The 20,678-nt window shown below is 36.8% G+C and carries 19 protein-coding genes and 1 pseudogene; 6 read left to right on the top strand and 14 right to left on the bottom strand.

Annotated elements, in window-relative coordinates:
• Positions 1–399 precede the first annotated feature (399 nt).
• Positions 400–666: a hypothetical protein gene (locus ASJ81_RS15715; RefSeq protein ID WP_095645194.1), complete on the top strand. Its 267-nt coding sequence runs from the start codon at positions 400–402 to the stop codon at positions 664–666.
• A gap of 37 nt (positions 667–703) precedes the next feature.
• Here the strand turns inward: ASJ81_RS15715 and ASJ81_RS15710 are convergent, their stop codons facing one another.
• Positions 704–1,030 carry a phasin family protein gene (locus tag ASJ81_RS15710; RefSeq protein WP_095645193.1) on the bottom strand — a complete coding sequence of 109 codons (327 nt, stop codon included), beginning with the start codon at positions 1,028–1,030 and terminating at the stop codon, positions 704–706.
• 772 nt (positions 1,031–1,802) lie between these two features.
• Here ASJ81_RS15710 and ASJ81_RS15705 point away from each other — a divergent pair.
• Together ASJ81_RS15705 and ASJ81_RS15700 are read left to right on the top strand one after the other, a co-directional pair.
• Positions 1,803–2,102, top strand: a complete 300-nt coding sequence (locus tag ASJ81_RS15705) for an Hsp20/alpha crystallin family protein (protein WP_095645192.1) — start codon at positions 1,803–1,805, stop codon at positions 2,100–2,102.
• Positions 2,103–2,255: 153 nt separating this feature from the next.
• Positions 2,256–2,804 (top strand): rubrerythrin family protein, encoded by a 549-nt coding sequence (locus ASJ81_RS15700; RefSeq protein WP_095645191.1) that lies wholly within the window; start codon positions 2,256–2,258, stop codon positions 2,802–2,804.
• A gap of 43 nt (positions 2,805–2,847) precedes the next feature.
• Here ASJ81_RS15700 and ASJ81_RS15695 read toward each other — a convergent pair whose 3' ends face one another.
• From ASJ81_RS15695 to ASJ81_RS15670, 6 genes are all read right to left on the bottom strand, one after another.
• Entirely contained in the window at positions 2,848–3,111 is a 264-nt protein-coding gene (locus tag ASJ81_RS15695; protein ID WP_048107352.1) for a hypothetical protein, read from the bottom strand.
• 236 nt (positions 3,112–3,347) lie between these two features.
• Positions 3,348–6,218: a heavy metal translocating P-type ATPase gene (locus tag ASJ81_RS15690; protein WP_095645190.1), complete on the bottom strand. Its 2,871-nt coding sequence runs from the start codon at positions 6,216–6,218 to the stop codon at positions 3,348–3,350.
• Between the two features lie 855 nt (positions 6,219–7,073).
• Positions 7,074–7,280 carry a heavy-metal-associated domain-containing protein gene (locus tag ASJ81_RS15685; RefSeq protein WP_095645189.1) on the bottom strand — a complete coding sequence of 69 codons (207 nt, stop codon included), beginning with the start codon at positions 7,278–7,280 and terminating at the stop codon, positions 7,074–7,076.
• A 232-nt stretch (positions 7,281–7,512) separates the two neighbouring features.
• A complete protein-coding gene (locus ASJ81_RS15680) occupies positions 7,513–7,671 on the bottom strand; it encodes a heavy-metal-associated domain-containing protein (RefSeq protein WP_095645188.1) in 159 nt (52 codons plus the stop codon).
• Between the two features lie 563 nt (positions 7,672–8,234).
• Positions 8,235–8,879 (bottom strand): flavin reductase family protein, encoded by a 645-nt coding sequence (locus ASJ81_RS15675; RefSeq protein ID WP_095645187.1) that lies wholly within the window; start codon positions 8,877–8,879, stop codon positions 8,235–8,237.
• 40 nt (positions 8,880–8,919) lie between these two features.
• On the bottom strand, positions 8,920–9,684 hold the full coding sequence (locus ASJ81_RS15670; RefSeq protein ID WP_095645186.1) for an ATP-binding protein: 765 nt from the start codon (positions 9,682–9,684) through the stop codon (positions 8,920–8,922).
• A gap of 122 nt (positions 9,685–9,806) precedes the next feature.
• On the opposite strand from ASJ81_RS15670, the gene ASJ81_RS15665 reads away from it, so the two are divergent.
• Entirely contained in the window at positions 9,807–10,157 is a 351-nt protein-coding gene (locus tag ASJ81_RS15665) for a winged helix-turn-helix transcriptional regulator (protein WP_095645185.1), read from the top strand.
• A 422-nt stretch (positions 10,158–10,579) separates the two neighbouring features.
• On the opposite strand, the gene ASJ81_RS15660 is transcribed toward ASJ81_RS15665, so the two are convergent.
• Positions 10,580–10,822, bottom strand: coding sequence for a heavy-metal-associated domain-containing protein (locus tag ASJ81_RS15660; RefSeq protein ID WP_245860213.1), 243 nt, complete (start codon positions 10,820–10,822; stop codon positions 10,580–10,582).
• A gap of 157 nt (positions 10,823–10,979) precedes the next feature.
• Positions 10,980–11,186, bottom strand: coding sequence for a heavy-metal-associated domain-containing protein (locus tag ASJ81_RS15655; RefSeq protein ID WP_095645184.1), 207 nt, complete (start codon positions 11,184–11,186; stop codon positions 10,980–10,982).
• An 847-nt stretch (positions 11,187–12,033) separates the two neighbouring features.
• On the opposite strand from ASJ81_RS15655, the gene ASJ81_RS15650 reads away from it, so the two are divergent.
• Entirely contained in the window at positions 12,034–12,759 is a 726-nt protein-coding gene (locus ASJ81_RS15650) for a sulfite exporter TauE/SafE family protein (RefSeq protein WP_095645183.1), read from the top strand.
• A 433-nt stretch (positions 12,760–13,192) separates the two neighbouring features.
• On the opposite strand, the gene ASJ81_RS15645 is transcribed toward ASJ81_RS15650, so the two are convergent.
• The 5 genes from ASJ81_RS15645 to ASJ81_RS15625 form a co-directional block, all read right to left on the bottom strand.
• Positions 13,193–14,755: a hypothetical protein gene (locus ASJ81_RS15645; RefSeq protein WP_095645182.1), complete on the bottom strand. Its 1,563-nt coding sequence runs from the start codon at positions 14,753–14,755 to the stop codon at positions 13,193–13,195.
• A 468-nt stretch (positions 14,756–15,223) separates the two neighbouring features.
• A complete protein-coding gene (locus ASJ81_RS15640) occupies positions 15,224–16,879 on the bottom strand; it encodes an ABC1 kinase family protein (protein WP_095645181.1) in 1,656 nt (551 codons plus the stop codon).
• A 122-nt stretch (positions 16,880–17,001) separates the two neighbouring features.
• Positions 17,002–19,080 carry a tetratricopeptide repeat protein gene (locus ASJ81_RS15635; RefSeq protein WP_095645180.1) on the bottom strand — a complete coding sequence of 693 codons (2,079 nt, stop codon included), beginning with the start codon at positions 19,078–19,080 and terminating at the stop codon, positions 17,002–17,004.
• Entirely contained in the window at positions 19,080–19,544 is a 465-nt protein-coding gene (locus ASJ81_RS15630; RefSeq protein WP_095645179.1) for a hypothetical protein, read from the bottom strand. The genes ASJ81_RS15635 and ASJ81_RS15630 overlap by 1 nt, the downstream gene beginning before the upstream one ends.
• 4 nt (positions 19,545–19,548) lie before the next feature.
• Positions 19,549–19,833, bottom strand: coding sequence for a hypothetical protein (locus ASJ81_RS15625; protein ID WP_095645178.1), 285 nt, complete (start codon positions 19,831–19,833; stop codon positions 19,549–19,551).
• Between the two features lie 656 nt (positions 19,834–20,489).
• Here ASJ81_RS15625 and ASJ81_RS15620 point away from each other — a divergent pair.
• Positions 20,490–20,678: pseudogene (locus ASJ81_RS15620) on the top strand (hypothetical protein); the annotation flags it as partial.

Here is a 20,678-nt window from a genome sequence, read left to right as displayed (position 1 = left end):
AATTCACGTAAAAGGTAGCCTGAAAATACAATCGATACCGAGAATGTAGCAGAAATAGTCAACATAAATAAAAATACAGTTAGCATTTTATATGCAATAATACAGATAGTACTTATATGTAACACCGTTAACTTTAAATTTATCATGGTTAATATTAGATGTAACATCTTCAATTTTAAATTTAATATGGTTAATAACTAAATATGATACTTTGGATTCTAAATGTAATACATTTAGTTTTAAACATGATACTTTTAGATCGAAATGTAATACGATTATTACTTGATTAAGTACATTCCCCCAAAGAATTATGATTTCTAATAAAAGGGAGAAATCTAGCTCAGGAGATGAGACTGGAAAATATATTGAAAAAAAATTACAAAACTAAGGAGGTAGAAAATGGTTAAATTCGTTCACCTGCTTGTACTGTCAGCTTTAATTATCTGGCTTGCAGGATCCGGTTGTGTCGGGAACAGTACGTCTGAAGTAGAGAAGCCAGGAGTAAATTCAAACGTCGTCGGGGCAGGGAATGGGGTACCAACTACAGATATGGATATGGGACTTACACAGGCAGATATCCAGGAGGTTGATTCTGATATGGCAGAGCTAGAAGACTTGCTTACGGAGGCAAGCCCTGAAGAAGAGATAGAAATTGAAGAGTTGTGAAATAGAAAAGAAGTGAAAAGCTGCTAAAAAACCGTTTTCACTTGAAAAACACTTTTTCTTTGTTTTTGATTCTTTGAATTTCATCTTCCAGTGTTTCTATCCTGGACTCAAGTTCGTGCATATCTTTTTTAGCAAATACGTCAGTTTTTAATATAGATTCCTGAATCTTCTCAGAGATTTTCTTCTCAAGATCAAGCTTCTGTTTTTTTCGTTCTTCAAGCATATCCTGGATAGCCTTTTTGCCTTCTTCCTTACTGATGTCCCCTTTATCAATAAGTTCCTTTACAAGATCGTTTACCTTGTCTTCGGTTATTGCCCAGAGGCCAGCTCCTATAAGCCCGAGTTTTCTGACGGATTCTTTCATTATAAACACTCGCTTTTAAATTATCAACCTGGAAAAAGCTCACACAAAATAATTCTACATGAAAATAGCTAATAATTGATCTAAAGGATGTATTAAATCCACTATCTTAGAAAGTAGATATTAACCTGGTTTTGTTTGAGATATCTCGCAGTCTACTTTCTGTGACTATTTTCAATTTCGGTCTGCATGTGACAGTTTTAGACTATGATCTGAATCTATATAACGGTTTTAGGCTATGATCTGAATCTATATAACGGTTTTAGGCTATGATCTGAATCTATATAATGGTTTTAGACTATGATCTGAATCTATATAATGGTTTTAGGCTATGATCTGAATCCATATAACGATTTTAGGCTTTGATCTGAATCTATGTAACAGTTTTCTGTTCTTACTTTTCTGTTCTTACATTATTTGCCTGTGTTTTATATAAATATTTTTTGAGTATTGTAAATGAGATTCTGACTTTATGTGAAATCCAGATTTGAGCTCTCTTTAAATTAATACTTTCAAATCATTATCATTAAGGAAACTATATGTATCGAAATTCCTTCCAAATAATTTGCACTTGTCTATGGTTAAAGCCCAGAGAAAAAAAGGTGCAAACAAACTTTACTTTAAACATCTTAATTTTCTTCGAGCCCGGTCAAAACATAGAAAGCAGACGCAATCAAACGCAGTACGGAGTTTGTGCTTTAACGTTAACAAATTACTTAACCGAACGAAAATATATAAATACATTAATTGATAATGTTAATTGGGGGTAATTCTAATGGCAGACACTTTAAAAATCTCACCTTCTATATGTGCATATCCTGACGACAAATATGAAAACCTTGAAATCGAGGTAATTCTTCCTGGAGTGGACAAAAAAGATATTTCTTTTAAGGTTACCGAAGACGGCTTTTACGTAAGAGCCACAAAGGAAGGGGTTGAATATGCAGACAGTTATGCAGTCTGCTGCCCTGTAGTCCCGGAAAAAGCGGTAGCCAAGTACTCAAACGGTGTACTTAAAGTAACAGTACCTTATCAGCAGCCATTTGAGAATGCAGTAGACGTAAAAATCGAGTAAGGCAATTTGGACTCTTACGCAGTTAAGCCAAAATCAATCGAATTAAACCTGAACAGTTTAAACAGAATACTTTTGATGTATATTTTTGTAATTATTTTTTAACTGCGTAAGTCCAAAATTATAATATACAGTTTCGTAAAAAGAGGTTTTTAAATGAGGAAAATGACAGAACAGCATCTTATTAACGCATTCGGAGGAGAAAGCCAGGCACACATGAGATATTTACATTTTGGAAACCAGGCCGAAAAAGAAAAGTACGATAATGTAGCTCGTTTATTTCGTGCAATTGCCCATGCAGAATATGTACATGCAGGAGACCATTACCGGGAGTTAAGACATCTCGATGGAGGATTTGTTGCAAATAGTATGGCAGCTTTTGGCCCTGGCGATTCCGTAAAGAACCTTAAGCTGGCTATTGCCGGCGAAACATATGAAATCGAAGAAATGTACCCTACATATATTGAAGTTGCAAAGTTCCAGGGAGAAAAAGGCGCACAAAGGAGTTTTGAATGGTCATACGCCAGTGAGAAACTGCATAAACAGCTTTTTGAAAAAGCATTAGAGGAGGTTAACTCCGGAAAGGACATTGAACTAGGCACAATCCAGGTTTGCGAAGTATGCGGGTATACTCTTGAGGGAGAAGCACCCGACAGATGTCCTGTGTGTGGCGCGTTAAAAGATAAATTTACTCCGTTTAAATAAATGAGTGATAATTGTTTTTCCTGAGTCGATTTGCCAGAAAAAATTAATCCGGGATTTTATTGTTTGTCTCCCTGTTTTCAATCCACTCCGTAATTCTAGGCCAGAGAGACAATGATATTATCATGGAAATTACAAAGACAAAAATCGAACCTGCAGCCATGTCTACATGGGTGTAGGCTGTTTCTCCTCTTGAAACGTTGGTTAAAAGAGCTCCTGAAAGGAAAAGTACATCAAGTACTATCGAAGTGGCAAGACTTAGCAGAAGTACTACTTTTGGCTTGTTATCTGTGGAACCGAATTTTACCATATAAATCTCCCATTTTAACTGTCCTGTTTAATTGTTTGATTAAATTTTCTTTTTTAATATCAGGACTTACGCAATTGAACTGAAAAATCAACAGCATCAGACTATTAACTGTCTAGAATATGGCTTTATTAACTGCCTAGAATATGGCTTTAATCTCCAGTCCTTGCCGTAATTGATGTTGTTTCTCAAATTCGTAAGTCCTAAACACTAAAACTGAAACGGTCTGCGCCATTTGCTTAAAGTTTACTTCTTTTCATTAGCAAGGAATTGGTAGTTACCGAGACCGAACTGAGAGCCATGAAAGCGGCGGCAAGTTCAGGTGTAATCAGGATTCTGTGAACGAAGGGGTAAAGGATTCCGGCTGCAATTGGAATTCCTATCGTGTTATATCCAAAAGCCCATAACAGGTTCTGCTTGATCTTGTTTATGGTAAGCCGGCTAAGCTTAATAGCTGCGACCACATCTCTTGGATCATTTTTGATAAGCACAATTTTTGCGGATTCCATTGCTACATCCGTACCTGCCCCCATTGCAATTCCAACATCGGACTGAATCAACGCAGGAGCATCATTAATGCCGTCACCCACCATTCCGACAAGGTTGCCCTCTTCCTGAAGCTTTTTAATTTCATTGGCTTTGTCTTCAGGAAGTACCTCTGCCAGTACTCTGGAAATACCTACCTCTTTTGCTATTGCACTGGCTGTAACAGCATTGTCGCCAGTAATCATAACTACTTCCAGACCCATTTTCTTAAGAGTTTCAACAGCCTCCCTTGAGTTTTCCTTCAGGGTATCAGCAACTGCAACAATGCCAATAATTTCTTCTCCGAAAGCTACGAGCATTGCAGTCTTTCCACTTTCCTCAAAGGCCCGCATTTCAGCTTCTAATTCTTTAAAGAAAATTCCTTTTTCTTCCATAAGTTTTCGCGTGCCAAGCAATATTCTTTTTTCTTCAAAGTATGCTTCTACTCCTTTTCCGGGAACGGAATGGAAGTTTTCTGCCTTGTCCGGGCTGATCCCCTGCTCTTCGGCCGCTTTTACAATAGCTTCCCCAAGAGGATGCTCGGATCCTCTTTCAGCTGTTGCTGCAATAAAAAGTACGTTCTTTTCCTCGTGACCGGGAACGGCGACCAAATCTGTCAGCTTCGGAGTGCCTGCCGTAAGCGTGCCTGTTTTGTCGAAAACAATAGTATGAAGTTTGTGCGCTCTCTCAAGGGCTTCCCCACCTTTTATAAGAACTCCATTTTCCGCACCTCTGCCTGTGCCAACCATAATGGCTGCAGGAGTTGCAAGCCCGACTGCACACGGACACGAGATTACAAGGACAGTAATGGCTATAAGCAGGGAAAACAGGAATGGGCTGATTCCACCTAGAGTTACGGACTCTCCTACTCCATAGCGCCAGTACCCTATGAAAAACCAGAAGAAAAAGGCCAAAAGCGAAATAATATGCACGGTTACTATGAAGTTTCCGGCAAAAACATCTGCAACCCTCTGGATGGGAGCTTTTGTAGACTGCGCAGTTTCAACAAGCCTGATTATCTGGGCAAGGGCAGTATCAGCCCCAACCTTTGTAGCCCGAAAATTGAAAGATCCTGTCTTGTTAAGAGTAGCCCCTATAACGGTATCACCGAGTATTTTCTCTACCGGAATGCTTTCTCCGGTTAGCATGGACTCATCTACTGCAGAACTTCCCTCGACTACCGCTCCGTCAACAGGAATCTTTTCTCCAGGCCGGACAACAACAATATCGCCAACTGCCACTTCTTCGACAGGAATCTCCTTTTCAATGCCATTTACAAGGATTCGGGAAGTTTTTGCCCTGAGGCCCATCAGTTTTCTAATTGCTTCGGAGGTCTGGCCCCTTGCCCTTGCCTCAAGATACCTGCCAAGGACAATGAAAATAATCAGGAAAGCTACAGTGTCATAGTAAAGACTATTATACCCTGGACCAAGATCAAGAAATGTTGCTGCTACACTGATAAGGTAGGCAGACCCTGTCCCTGCTGCAATCAGCAGATTCATGTCAGTTACGCCATACTTGAACCCCTTAATAGCCCCGACAAAAAACTGTCTGCCAGGGAAAAGGAGAACAAGAGTGGACAGTACAAAAAGAACGATATGATTGGAAAGGAAATCAGGTACAAATGACAGGAAAGGAAACATCATGCTCATGTTTCCCAGTCCTATTGGAATCCCCAGAACGAGAGCAATGATCAGGTTATTTCTCTGTCTCCTGATTTCAGTGTTTCTGGACATCTGCTCTCTGTCTTCATACTCAACAGCTTCAGTTTTAACAAATGCTCCATAGCCAATTCCCTGAACTGCGGCAATTATTTCTCTGACAGAGACGCGGGAGGAGTCAAACTCCACAACTGCCTTTTCAAGCGGGAAATTTACGGATGCTGAAATTACGCCTTCAGTCCTGTTAAGGACTTTCTCGATATTTGCAGCACAGGAAGCACAGCTCATACCTTCAAGACTCAGAGTTACAGTGTCTTTTTCTACCTTGTATCCGATAGATTCGATAGTTTCCTCAATCTCCTTTGTAGAGATAAGCGAAGGCTCAAAACCTACCTTTGCCCTTCCAAGTTCAAGGTTAACAACTACTGAATCCACGCCTGCTTTTTTCTTCAGTACTTTCTCAATATTTGAGGCACAGGCCGAACAGCTCATGCCGGAGACTCCAAGCGTAATTTCTTTTCGACCGGTTTTCGGGCCTGAGGTTCGAGGTTCTTCTTCTGTCAGTTCACAAGTTTCAGTTAAGGGACAGGTTTGAGGAGCCTCTTTAGATTCCTTTGGTTCCTCTAAAGCCGACTCCGAAGTTTTTGAAGTCTCCTCTTCAACCTCTGTTGTGCCGAGACCTTCTGTCCTAGTCTCTTCCTGAGCCTTGTTTTCGTTTTCACTTTCTGTTGGATATCCTGCCTTCCGAATAGCTGCCTTTATGTCATCAAGGTTTACTTTTTCAGGATCAAAGCTAACCGTCGCACTTTCGGATTCAAGATTTACATCAACGGATTCCACCCCTTCAAGAGAAGAAATGGTATCAGTTACTCTTTTTTGGCAGTGACCACAGGTCATGTCATAAACTTTTATAGTAACTTCCATCGGATCTGCCGCCTATTCAGATTTTTCAGGACTGCTCGAGATTTAAAAGTCTCTTCCGAGCTCTTTTACAGTTATATATCCAGTTTTAAGTAAAGTCGTCTGTATGAAACACGTATAAGTTATCCGGCTGCCAGAGATTAAATTCATGGTTTTTCAGGAATATTGATATTTACTCTGGAACCCTCATTAATAGAGGTAATCTGTCTTGCGATCTTATCCTTGCAGTACCTGCATGAAGGTTGCGTCTATTATAAACGTGCTACCCCCATGTGTTTACTCCCAAAGCGCAATTCATTGGTCATCGGTTAAGGAAAAATCGTTATCAATTGCATTGATTTTCATAAAATTTGTTAAATTATTCATCAAATGCAAAACTGGAATCTGATATCGATTTCAATTTAAACACTAAACATTTGGGTTTGAGTTTTTCCGTCGAAATCGAGATCAGCAGCTCAAAATCCTTAACCGAATACAAATGAAGCGCAATTATGTTTTTCGAACAGGTGTTCACCCATATGTAAAAGTTTGTACCTTTTAGTATAACTTTTAGTGTAACTTTTAGTGACTTTTAGTATAACTGTTAGTGTAACTTTTAGTGACTTTTAGTATAACTGTTAGTAGAATAATCTTTAAACCAACAAGAAATTTAGGCTCTTCGCTGTATTGTATGAGTTAAAAATAATTAGTTAGAAAGTATTTATATCAAATCAAATATAAAAACATCAAGATTGAATGTAATTTTCAATCATAAATGCTTCTAAATTTTAGATATGATACTTCAATATTTTGGAACTAAATGTAAGTTACCCACTCGAAATGGCAAAGAGCCAATATTACTTACGTAAAACTATCACATTAGACAGGTTCATATCCGGCTTCCCTGATCGCATCTTTGACCTTTTCAGTGTTTGCCTTCCCTTCTTCATAATCAATAGTTACCTGTTTGGTCTGAAGGTTTACGTCCGCCTTCTGTACCCCTTCGACAGCTTCAACAGCCTTTTTAACCCTCAACTGGCAGTGCATACAGGACATGCCTTCAACTTTGATGGTCTCTTGAGTCATAGATTATATCTCCAACTATAATTTATGTTAAACTATAATTTATGTTAAACTATAATTTATGTTCATTGGTCATCGGTTAAGGAAAAATCGTTATCAATTGCATTGATTTTCATAATATTTGTTAAATTATTCATCAAATGCAAAACTGGAATCTGATATCGATTTCAATTTAAACACTAAACATTTGGGTTTGAGTTTTTCCGTCGAAATCGAGATCAGCAGCTCAAAATCCTTAACCGAATACAAATGCTTCATAATCAATAGTTACCTGTTTGGTCTGAAGGTTTACGTCCGCCTTCTGTACCCCTTCGACAGCTTCAACAGCCTTTTTAACCCTCAACTGGCAGTGCATACAGGACATGCCTTCAACTTTGATGGTCTCTTGAGTCATAGATTATATCTCCAACTATAATTTATGTTAAACTATAATTTATGTTAAACTATAATTTATGTTAAACTATAAGTCTAAAACATTTTTAATATAAATATCACTTACGCAGTTGAACTGAAAAGTCAAAAGTACCAAACCGTTAATTATCTAAAACGAGATTTTAATTCACAGTCTTTGCAGTTATGATTTTGTTTCTCAAGTGCATAAGTCCTAATAACTCAACGATTGAACCTCAAGTTTTCAAGTTCTAAGTTTCCAAGTTCTAAGTTTCCAAGTTTTAAGTTTCCAAGTTTTAAAAACCATATGTATGATTCTACGAGTTTCTTACGCCGAATCATTATGGTTTCAAAACCAGATTACTGGACTTATGGGTTTAAACCAAACACATAGTTAGCTGTCAATGGAGATCAATGTACCTGAGAACATTGTATTTTCAGTTGAACTGTGCAGTACTGACTGAAAAAAACAGTAATGACTGAGAAAACAATAATATTAGACTCTCAGCAGTTTAAAATACGAGCTTTTTGACTTATTTTTTCTAGTTTATTAAAATTTTCCTCTGTTTACTTGCATTCTTGACCTTCCTCTTTTTTATACATCCTTTCCAGAGGATCTTTACCGTTCTTAAACATAGCTCCATAAGGCTCAAATTTACCTATGCTGTTGACAGTACAGAAACGCATACCCTCGTCTGATCCTGTCATCATTAAAGGCCTAGCTTTTTCTACGTCCCAGGAACCACTTTCTTTGTCATAGACGCTGTCTTCCACCTCAAGATATACTACTTTACCAAGAATCAATACATAGGGAAAGCCATTATACACTTCTTCGATTATATGATCCAGTTTACATTCCATCCATGCGTAGCATCCTTCAATTCCTGGTGCCTTGATCTTTTTTGAAGGTTTCTCCTTTAGACCAGCTAATTCGAATTCATCAATATCGGGAGGGACATGTAAGGCTGTTGGTATCACTTTATCCGCCATATCAGTACCGGGCATGTTAATAACGAATTCTCCTGTACTTTTTAAATTAACTAATGTATCTCTCCTTTTTGCCGAAGCTACACAAACTAAATCAAACGGACGTAAAACAGGCATAAAGCAAGAATATGGTGCTATATTTCTAACTCCGTTTTCACTAATCGTTGATATAAACGTAACTGGCATGGGAACTATCGATTCTCGTTTGAAGTTTTCCAATATCATATTACCACTACGCTATTTACAATTGTCTTCTTTCTCGATCTCAAAAATGAACTCCTGAGATTAGAAAGTCGGCAACTGATTCGATTTCCGGAAGTTCCACTTTTAGCTCTTCTCCTTCAAACCCTGCTAGAAATATCTCCGAGTTTGAAGGGACTGAAGTCAGAACATGGTTCTTATCCACGGTTTCCATCATTAACTGAATACCTATTTTGTCTGCACGATTAAGAATAAAATATAGAGGCTTCCCGGCTTTTTCGGCAAGTTCATTTATTTTTTTAGAAAGCCTTATGGATTCGTAAGATGGATCAAGTATCATTAACACAAGGTCACAACCTTCTTCAACTCCCCTTCCAAAATGCTCTATACCAGCTTCGGTATCCACAAATACAATGTCCTCAGGAGTTGTTTCCGTGTTTTTCAGAAAATTTCTTGCAAGAGCGCCCATCGGACAGGCACATCCCTCTCCGAAGTCATGAATCTTGCCTATTGTTATCATTTTAATGTTCTCCTTTTCTACAGCATAAGCTTCAGGAATATCGGAAATTTGCCATTTATTTTCAAAAATACTGACGGTATCTCCCTTCTGATAAGCCTGCATTAGTTTTTCCCCAAGGGTTTTTTTCCCTCCAAGATAATTCATGAAATCTTCGGGCATATCAAGACCTAGCTGTTTATGAAGCCCGAAATTTGACTCATCGCTATCAACCACAAGTACATTATAACCTTTTTTAGCCATAGATTTTGCAAGCAGAGCAGTAATGGTACTCTTGCCACTTCCGCCTTTTCCACATATAAGAACTTTCATCCTTTTACCTCTGTATAAGAATATCTAATGTTAAAAAATACTTAAATAATAACATATATTATTAATAATTACAATACATTCTATAGTATTAATAACATAAAGTTAATAGTGATAAAGTGACTATGAAAAAGAATAGTAACGGGATTTGTTTGTGCCCCATTGAAGGGATTATTACCATAATATCCAAAAAATGGGCAATACAGGCTATCAGTGCCCTTGGACACCACAATAGATTACGATTCAATGATCTTATGAACACTCTTGAGGGTATCAGCCCAAAGTCACTTACCGACCTGTTAAAAGAACTCCAAAAAGAAGGCCTGATCCAACGAGAAGCATTTCCCGAGATACCTCCGAGGGTTGAATACTTTTTGACAGACGATGGAAAAGAGCTTTGTGAAGTAATAATTCCTTTAATAAAATGGGCAGAGAAAAGGGATAATCTGCATCAGGAAATCTTTAATTCCACCTGAAAAAGCGCAGGTACTCCTTAAAAGCGACTGCATGTATGAAAGAGAAAACATAACTGCTTGATCATAAGGATAATGTACTTCAGAACCTGTACTTTGGAACCTGTACTTTGGAACCTGTACTTTGGAACCTGTACTTCAGAACCACATAAATTTCAAATTTAAACTCCTTTAAAACTAGGCTTGTATAAAAATACCTTTAAAAGTCCAGTTAAAACTTAAGCAATTTTCATTTTATCCAGAGAAAAAAATAGCACCTGCTATTCTATCCTAAATAGCATTTGCTATCATTTTCCATCAATGACCGCAGGTCATGTCATGAACTTTTATATTAACTTCTATTAGATCTGCCACAATTCAGATATCGGACCCGTACTATCACGTATCGGATCTGTAACTATTCAGACCTTTCAGGACTGCCCTGCTTAAAAGATTTTCCCGGGATCCTCTACGATTTTATAGCCAGCTTTAAGCAAAGTCATCTGTATGACATATGCATCAGTTATTCGGCTATCATAGGTTACATTTACTGTTCTTTCAGGAATATTGATATTTACTCTGGAAACCCCGTTGATAGAGGTAACGAGTCTTGCAACCATGTCCTTGCAGTACCTGCATACCAGATCATCTACGATGAATGTTGTCTCTCCGATGTATTCACCCCCCACAAAACAACTGTATTTTCAAACAGGCGCTTCACCCATATGTAATTTTTATTACTTTTACAATATATTCTTTGAAACCAGTACTAGATATTATTTGCATTTGTACCTTTTATATATATTCTTTGAAACCTGCACCAGCTATTATTTACGTGAGACTATATTAAACAGGCTCATACCCGGTTTCACGAATTGTAGCCTTGACCTTTTCAAGGTTTTCCTTTCCTTCTTCAAAATCAATAGTTACCTGTTTGGTCTGAAGGTTTACATCCGCCCTCTGTACTCCTTCTACAGCTTCAACAGCCTTTTTAACCCTCAACTGGCAGTGCATACAGGACATGCCTTCGACTTTTATGGTCTCTTGAGTCATAGATTATATCTCCAATTAGAATTAAAATTTAATATGTAATTAACAATTTAACATATACTTAATATTTTAACATAATAATTTTAGGGATAATATCAGATTGAATAAGAATATGTCAGCTTTACCACAAATTCTTTGCGTAAACTTAGATTAATAAAACTAATTATACTATGAGCCTATCCCAAAACATTATCTAATCTACTATTATCGCCAATATTATAATTCCTATTCTGGCATTATATTGGTTTTGGGATAGGTTCTATCATATAAAATCATAGATAAAAACAAAACTACAAGAGTTTTGAACTATCTCAAGGCACCTACTCCCTAAGAGAAAAAACTCCTATAGATGTTTTTGTTTTATTTTTATACACTGAGCTGGGACCTCATCTACTAACTAATTTATAACCAATTTATAGAAAAATCATGAAATTATATAAGAAGTCTTCAATATATGAGATGTTTCAATAGTACCGTATCTTTGCATACACGGACACTAATTTATTCGCTGAGATTGATTTTAGGCCTTGGTTGTAAAAATCCTTATTAGGCGTTTTGTGATAATCTGTTCCACATTTTCTAAACAAATACCCATTTGTATTCGGTTAAGGATTTTGAGCTGCTGATCTCGATTTCGACGGAAAAACTCAAACCCAAATGTTTAGTGTTTAAATTGAAATCGATATCAGATTCCAGTTTTGCATTTGATGAATAATTTAACAAATTTTATGAAAATCAATGCAATTGATAACGATTTTTCCTTAACCGATGACCAATGAACAAATACCATACCTATTGAGAAAAAAGATACACAATTCACATTTATGCCATAATATACAAAATATGGTTTGTGTATGAGGAAATTATATACATCTCACTGCTTACACTGCTGGCAAGCCTGATAGGGACTCTGGCCGGATTTGGAATATCCACAATCATGGTGCCCATTCTCCTGGTTACTCTTCCTCTGCCTCAGACTTTACTCCTGGTAGGCATAGTTCATTGGTTTAATGATATCTGGAAGATACTCTTATTTAGGAAAGGAATAAGATGGAAACCTCTTCTTGCCTTCGGCCTTCCAGGGATTTTTGCCAGTTTCCTGGGATCATCTTTATTCCTGAGAGTCTCACATGAAATTCTCTCAAGAGCTTTAGGGGCATTCCTTATAGCCTATGTTCTCTTCATTATATTTAACCAAACATTCAAAATGAGTCAGAAGTTATCAGTGGCAATATCCAGTGGAGCCCTTACCGGATTTTTTGCAGGTATCTTCGGCATAGGCGGGGAGATAAACGCTGTAGCTTTGAGCACTTTCAACCTGGAAAAAGCCGTTTATGTTGCAACTGCTGGCGCTATATCTTTTATGATCGACTCTACAAGGATAGCGATATATATCCAAGGAGGTACAAGACTCGACCCTGTCCTTGTATCAGGCTTTTTGATCTTCATACCCGTATCTTTAATCGGGGCAATAATCGGGAAAAAAGGAGTTGCAAAAATACCCCAGGAAAAGTACAGGAACTTTGTGGCAATTTTCATATTTTTATTTGGCTTGAAACTGTTACTGTTCCCATAGTTTGGCGGTACTTCCTGCTCTATAGTTTTTGAAACTCTTGTAATTTTGCACTTTTGTGCTGATTTGATTATGTTAAACTTGATTGTGCTGATTTGATTATGTTAAACTTGATTGTACTGATTTGATTATGTTGACTTGATTGTGCTGATTTGATCGTATTGAGTTAATTTTACTGAATTGTGCGACTTGATTATGTTAAGTTAATTTTACTGAATTGTGTGACTTGATTATGTTGACTTGATTGTGTTGAATTAACTGTATTGAATTGAATGTGTTAAGTTGACCATAAAACAATGAACCAAGCAGCTCATCCTTATAGATGTAGTAAGATGTAGTACGAAAAACATGCAAACAGCTAAAAATATTAGTGGGGCAAGCCCCCACTGACTTAATCATAGGTGACTTTACATTATAGATTCGATACACTTACTTGTTAGCATCCATTTGATGAGTAGTTTTTACACTGCCCGCTAGAAGAATACTTGTCCATTTTACTAGATGAACAATCTTCACCCTTTTTTGACGACAAATAGTCTATTTTCTCTTTCAACGGACCTGCAGATTCATTGTCGCATGTAGACTCGTTATTCATTTCTTTGTCCATCATGTCCATGTCCATTTTTTTCCCTGTAAGGTATTCATGGGCCTGCATCATCTCTTTCATCATTTCCATCTTGGATTCACTAGTTGCAGCTTCAGGATTTCTAAGGCACATTTCATGCATTTTTATGGCTTTCTCAAGACATAAACAAACGCAGTCCAGATCGACCTGGGTTGAGACCTTTTTATCCATCTTGTCCGTATAGCAGCTTTCGTTAGCTTCTTTCTCTTCCATCATACTTTCCATTTTATCTTCTTTGGCCTCTTTCTCTTCCTTCATGGATTCCATTTTATCTTTTTTAGCTAACTTGTCTTCCATGATAGAACTCTTCATAGCTTTCATCATGGTTTTGTTGAGTGATTTTTCTCCCATTTTCATGGAGCCCATCATCATGATTATCATTTTTTCTCTGGGTGAAGGCTCACACATTTCGCTGGATGAAGATTCACACATCTCTCTTGCTGAGTCCTCTTCAAAGTCCATAATCATTTCCAGATTCATACCCTTTCCTTCAATACATTCGCGGGCCCGCATCATCTGGTTCATTAATCTCATATGGGATTCATTGGTTGCTGTTTCAGGAGCCTTAAGGTACATTGCGTGAAGTTTTATTGCATTTTCAAGCCAGAGAGCTGTAAAATCAACATTATCCTGGGAGAGACTGGCGTTTTTAGCCATTCCCATGTCCATATCTTCTTCTGCAAGATATCTGTTTGCACGCATCATGTTAGCAATTAATCTTATCTGAGACTCATTGGTTGCAGTCTTAGGGTCCTTCATGTGCATTTCATGAAGTTTTATAGCTTCATCAAGCCAGAAGTCACAACAGTCAAGTCTCATGAGGGCTGAGATAGCGTAAGGATGCTTATACTCTACCGATTTATTGTCTTCTGCTTTGTCCATCATGTCCATATTCATTTTTTCTCCTGCAAGGTATTTTTTGGCCTCCTTCATCTGGTCCATCATTTCCATATTGGAGTCTTCGGTTACCGTACAGGGGTTCATTATATGCATCTCGTGAATCTTTATTGCCTTCTTAAGCCAGAGATGAGCGCAGTCAATGTTAGCCTGGGATGAGCTTTCGTCATAGCAGCTTTTATTGGCTAATTTCTCTTTCATCATGGAACCTGTCATGGTCTCATTGCATGATTTTTCTTCCATCATTGACTTCATCTTTTTCTTGGAAGAAGTCTCATACATTTTGCTATCTTCACATTCTTTCGTTCCAGACTGCATCATACTTTTATTTTCGGGGCAAGGAACCATCTTATCCTTTTGTTCCATCAGTTTCCCATGACCCATCGTGCTTCCTGCAATGGGTTGTACGAATGCGGTTACTATTATTCCTATAAGTACCAGTAATAGTACTGGTTTTACAATTCCAGGTTTTACCATTTCATTCTCCCCACTTATTTCCCAAGTTTATTAAATTTGAAAAATACCTACGCACATTTATTTATACAATTAATATAAAAACGTTATTATAATAATTATATTTCCAAACTTGATATTCTTTAAACAAAAATCAAATTTTAAAAGAGATTTAAGTGTATATATTTTTATAACTTATCAATAAATATACAAATATACAAATATATCACTTTAAGTTGTCGAGTTTTGTCCTTTAGTTTAGAGTTAACAGTAGTATCTTTGGATTCGAGAATAGGAGACAAAATTTTCTCCAGCAGTTATTCTTTTCCAGCAGTTAATTCTTTTCCAGCAGTTAATTCATTTCCAGCAAGTTAATTCATTTCCAGCAAGTTAATTCATTTCCAGCAGTCGGTCGTTAGCTATTAAATTCAGTAATTAACTACTAGGACCCGGGTTTGCTGAAAACTTTTTACTCTTAAAGACCTTTCACTCTTATTTACCTCGAACTACAAGAAGAAGCGCTATCAAAACCGAACCTCCAAATCCAATCAATCCGACCCAGGAAAAAGTACCTCCGTTTAATAGGATATAAGTTGAGACAATAAGCAGGACAGCCAGGTAGAGTTCTTTTGAAAAAGTAATTTTCCTTGTTTCTTTCTGCTTTAAGGAAAGAAACTTATCCCCCATTTCTTCCATTTTATCGGCTACTTCTCGAATCGCAGCCCTCATTTCAGCCTTTTCGTCCACTGGCTCGGTGGGAAATTCAAGATGAAGAGCAGCTCCTTTTGGAGTATTAAGCTTTTTATAAGCGTCCGTCAGCACAGGAATAGCAATAGTTTTAATGTTATATCTCGGATCGAGCTCCAGGCAAACTCCTTCTATAAGCAGGATTGCTCGCTGCAGGGTTGAGAATTCTCCTGGCAGCTGAATATCATATTTCAGGCCGAGCTTTGCATAATTGTCACTCTGCCTGCCCTCAAGCCCATAATTCTGGTTTGCAATCAGGCTGTCCATATCTTTCCTGAGCCTGCTGATAGCTACATCTCGTGCATCAGCACCTCCGATTTTCAGGAAACCCTGGGTGGCTCCTTCCACATCCCTGTTATTGATGGCGTAATAAAACTCCAGCATATGTTTTTGGAGGTCCTCATCAATACTGCCTACAGCCCCAAAGTCAATAAAGGCAATAATATCGTTTTCTTCAAACAGCATATTGCCTCCGTGAGGGTCAGCATGGTAAAAGCCGTCTATATAAACCTGTTTAAGATAACTTTTAGTGATAGTGCGCGTATATTCCGATTTTTTGCTTTGAGGCACAGGCATATTAATTATGTCCTTAATCTGGATGCCCTGAATAAATTCCATAGTAAGGACATTGACTGAACAGTATTCAGGATAGGTTTTGGGCACAGACACATTTTTCACGTTCTTGAAATTGTCCTCAAAACGTCGCATATTGACAGCTTCGGTTCTCAGGTCAACCTCACGGGTAAGCATCTCCCGGATCTCAAGCAAGAAAGCATCGATATCGAAATTCCTCCCGAGACCAAGCACCTTTCTCATAACCGGCTTAAAATCATCCAGAATAGAAAGGTCAATATTTATAATGTCAATAAGGTTCGGACGAAGAATCTTTACGGCAACCTGTTTGCCTTCCAGAACCCCTTTGTAAACCTGAGCAATCGAGCCGCAGGCAATTGGGTCCGTATCAAAGCTGTCAAAAATTCCAATAAAAGATTTTGCTCTTCTCTCCCTGGAAGCCTTAAGCTCTTCTTCCGTCTTTTTTCGGTCTCGCTCCTCACGCGTCTCATATTCGCAAACACAGGCAAGGTCAAGAGATTCAGCCATTTGCTCAAAAGGTATCGGCTTAACCTTATCCTGAAGGTTTGCCATTTCTATAACATAAGGCTGTGGAACTAGATCAGGCCGCTTGCTCATGGTCTGTCCCATTTTGATAAAAGTCGGCCCGAGTTCCTCAAAGGCCTCTCTGAGTTTCACGGCCGTTTGCCTGTTTTCGAGATCAAAAGTACAGGTGCACTCAGGATTTGAGATGTAATTGGTGCGTAGATCCCGGTAGAGTTCAGGAATAAGATTGTATTTTAAAAGGACCCCCGTAACCTCAAGGTAGCGCTTTGTTTTCCCCAGCATCCGTAAATAAAAAAGATCTGTTAATTTATATAGTTATTTTATGTCGTTTTGGATTTGAGTTGAAATACGGGTTCTAGTGAAAAAATTACTTCATGAAATTTGGAGTTAAAAAAAATTTAAAATTAGTTGTTTGAAATTGATATTGCCTCGAATTTTTCAAGTTCCTGTGCTAAACTGCTTGGGAGTTCGCTTATTTTGTACTCCTTACCTTCAATCTTATTATTCAAAGCTTCAAGGAACAAATCAAAATACTTTTCATCATTTTGCCCTTTCAACAATGTTATAAACCTTATTAGTCCTTCTTGATCCATTTTTTGCATACGGAAAATCAAGTGATAGCAGTTTCGGACGTAGATTTTAGGATTAAATTTTGCAGTTTCCAGAGATTTAAGGTAATATTCATATTTATAATCCAGTTTTGTTGCAATATCTCCAAGTAACAGATATGCTTTTCTGAGCAGTTCGTAATTTTTACTATTCTGAGAGTCGAATGCAACTGATTTTACCCTAGTTTCAGCTTCAAAAAGGTTATCATTCTCATAAAGGGCTCTTGCATACTCTAAAGTTGTTTTTTGCAATTCAAAAGAAGCACCCAGTTTTCTAAGAATCTCAATGGATTTTCTAAAGCAATTTTCTGATTCATTTATGTTTCCCTTTCTGGATATAACAATTCCAAGACCTCTTGTTGCTGTTGCTTCCTGAAGAGGTATTCCCAAACTCTTTGCGAGTTCAAAAGCGTCACGATAGTTGCTTTCTGCGGAATTTAGATCCCTTATATCCGCTTTTTCTTCATTAACATATTTACTTAAATATACATCTCCAAATTTTTCAAGAATACTTATTCCCTGAGGTTTTGCTCCAACCTTCTTAACAATATTCATCGATTTCTCAAGAGTATCCACAGCTTCACTGTATCTATCTTCAAGTCTTGATAGCTCCCCTAAATTTTCGAGTACAGAAACTGTTGATATAGGAGCAAGTTTTTCTGCTATTTTGAGTGAGTTCTCGAGATACTCTTTTGAACTCTCCCAGTTACCACTTTTGAGGTTGAGTTCTCCAAGATTGCTAAAATTGATCGAAACTCCTTTCTTATCTCCAAGTTCTTGAGCTATTTCCAGGCTTTTCTCGTAAAATTCAAGTGCTTTATCCCATTCACCTTTATTAAAATATAAAGACCCGAGGTTATTGTAAGACATTGAAACTCCTTGCTTATCTCCAAGGTCTTCTTTTATCTCCAGACTTTTCTCGTAAAATTCAAGTGCTTTATCCCATTCTCCTTTATCCTGATATAAAAGCGCAAGGTTACCATAAGAACTCGAAATCCCTTGCTTATCTTCAATTTCTTGATCAATTTCCAAGCTTTTTTCATAAAATTCAAGTGCTTTATCCCATTCCCCTTTATTAAAATACAAAGACCCGAGATTACCATAAGAACTTGAAATCCCTTGCTTATCTCCAAATTTTTTAAATATTTCCAAGCTTTTTTCGTAAAATTCAAGTGCTTTATTCCACTCTCCTTTATTCTGATACAAAGACCCGAGGTTATTATAAGACTTTGAAATTCCTTGCTTATCTCCAAGGTCTTCTTTTATCTCCAAGCTCTTTTCGTAAAATTGAAGTGCTCTATCCCATTCTCCTTTATTCTGATACAAAGACCCAAGGTTATTGTAAGTCTTTGAAATTCCTTGCTTATTATCTCCAAGGTCTTGATCAATTTCCAAGCTTTTTTCGTAAAACTCAAGTGCTTTATTCCACTCTCCTTTATTCTGATACAAAGACCCGAGATTACCATAAGAACTTGAAATCCCTTGCTTATCTCCAAGTTCTTGATCAATTTCCAAGCTTTTTTCGTAAAACTCAAGTGCTTTATTCCACTCTCCTCTATTTTGGTACAAAGACCCAAGGTTATTGTAAGACTTTGAAATTCCTTGCTTATCTCCAAGTTCTTGATCAATTTCCAAGCTTTTTTCATAAAATTCAAGTGCTTTATCCCATTCACCTTTATCCTGATATAAGAGCCCAAGGTTACCATAAGAACTTGAAATCCCTTGCTTATCTCCAAACTTTTGAAACATTTCCAAGCCATTTTCGTAAAATCCTAATGCTCGATCCCATTCCCCTTTCTTGTGTAGTTTAATGGCAGTTTCTTGTAAGTTTTCTGCTTTTTTTAGTTTTCTAGAATTTACTTTTTGAAATGCCATTAAATCCCTTCTTTAAATTCTTTTTTAGCAGGTATTGGCTGTCGATTCCAGTCTTCTTTAATAATTTCTTCTTTTGGGGTCAAGTTATCAAGTGCTCGGTTAATCTTTTCCATAAACTGATTGATGTCTTTAGGTATAGGCTTTATGAGATTTTTCATATCTTCCGGAATTTTTATTTCTTTTTCTCCATCAGGATAACCTATGATCTTTAGTCCTTTACCCATTGCATATCCGAGTTCCCAGGAGTTCACATAATCCGGTTTTTCGTTGGTATTGACTACGTAAATACTGCTACCTACACATTCATCAATTTCATCTCTGGAATATTCTAAATCATCATGCTTGGGAATACATTTTATAAATATATCTTTTGATTTTGGTATTTTCCCATTTAGATAGTCTTGAATGTGTGTATTCTCGACGGAAATTTTTTCACAGGATAAAAAGATATAATATTTCCCCATTGATTCACACCAGAATTTTCTTCAGAGCTTTCACATTATTTTTTGATAAGGAAAGTAGATAAATTGCATCATTTTTTATTTCATCTAACTCCTGACTATTTATCAAATTCTTAAAGTCATTTGGAGTAAAATCTCCTTCAATATATTGCATATTTCTATTAATGGCAGCCTTCATTTGCAATAGTTTTTGCAAATCGTTTACTTCAAGGTATATGAGGCTACCGTGATTGTAAATGATTTGATCAAGAGTTTTTGAAGAAGAAATTAGTTGTTTTATACTATAATCCATTCCTAATTTTTCATGTTCAGTAACTACTTCAATGATAGCAGTACAAGCTAAAAATAGTGGATAATAAAGAGTAGCTTTTTTCTTATTATTGTTATCAAAATGCCGAAGAATTATTGTCGAAATGGAGCCAAATATTGACTCAGTACCAAAATCTAGTGATGGATGTAAAATTCAAAATCACTAGATTTTGTAAATGGTCACCATCCGTGTAATACAACTTAATGATTCAAGTCTTTAGATAGCGAATATTGATTTTGATAAAAACTGGATTCTTCTTGCTAATTCAGATTTTCTATCAAAAATGCAAAAATCACTGGATTTTGGAACAGAGTCAAATATTCCAGATCCGATAATTATACTTATTAAATTACTTTGATCACTCACAGTTTCTAGGATTTCTGTGGCGTTAAAGTACATACTAGTGAAATAAAATTAATCAATTAATACTTTTTCGTTTTAATTTTTTACATATTTTTGCTTGTATTTTTATTATTATTAAAATAAAATTATATAAGGTGACTTGTTAATCAAAAGTTTAAGGTTTTCCTCGATTTTTCTGAAAACGTCCTTAAAAGCCAATTTTTTCGTTTATTAAATTGTGAAACCGGCTTTTTCGATATTCTTCACAGTATGCCGAGTTGCATGATCCCAAGTAGAAAAAAGGTACAAAAAATAGTATTTTAACAGACGGTAAAGAAAGACCACTTTCAGTAACTATTGATGAAGTAAATCGTCACGATAAAAAGCTTGTAAAAGAGACTCTTGATTCCATAATTATTGAAAGACCATCCATTGGTCATCGGTTCAGGCTTCACTTCCTTCTCCTGTTATTCTTTTTTGATCCA

The organism is Methanosarcina spelaei (assembly GCF_002287235.1).
Classification (GTDB): Archaea; Halobacteriota; Methanosarcinia; order Methanosarcinales; family Methanosarcinaceae; genus Methanosarcina; species Methanosarcina spelaei.
This window is presented reverse-complemented; position numbering and strand designations above follow the sequence as displayed.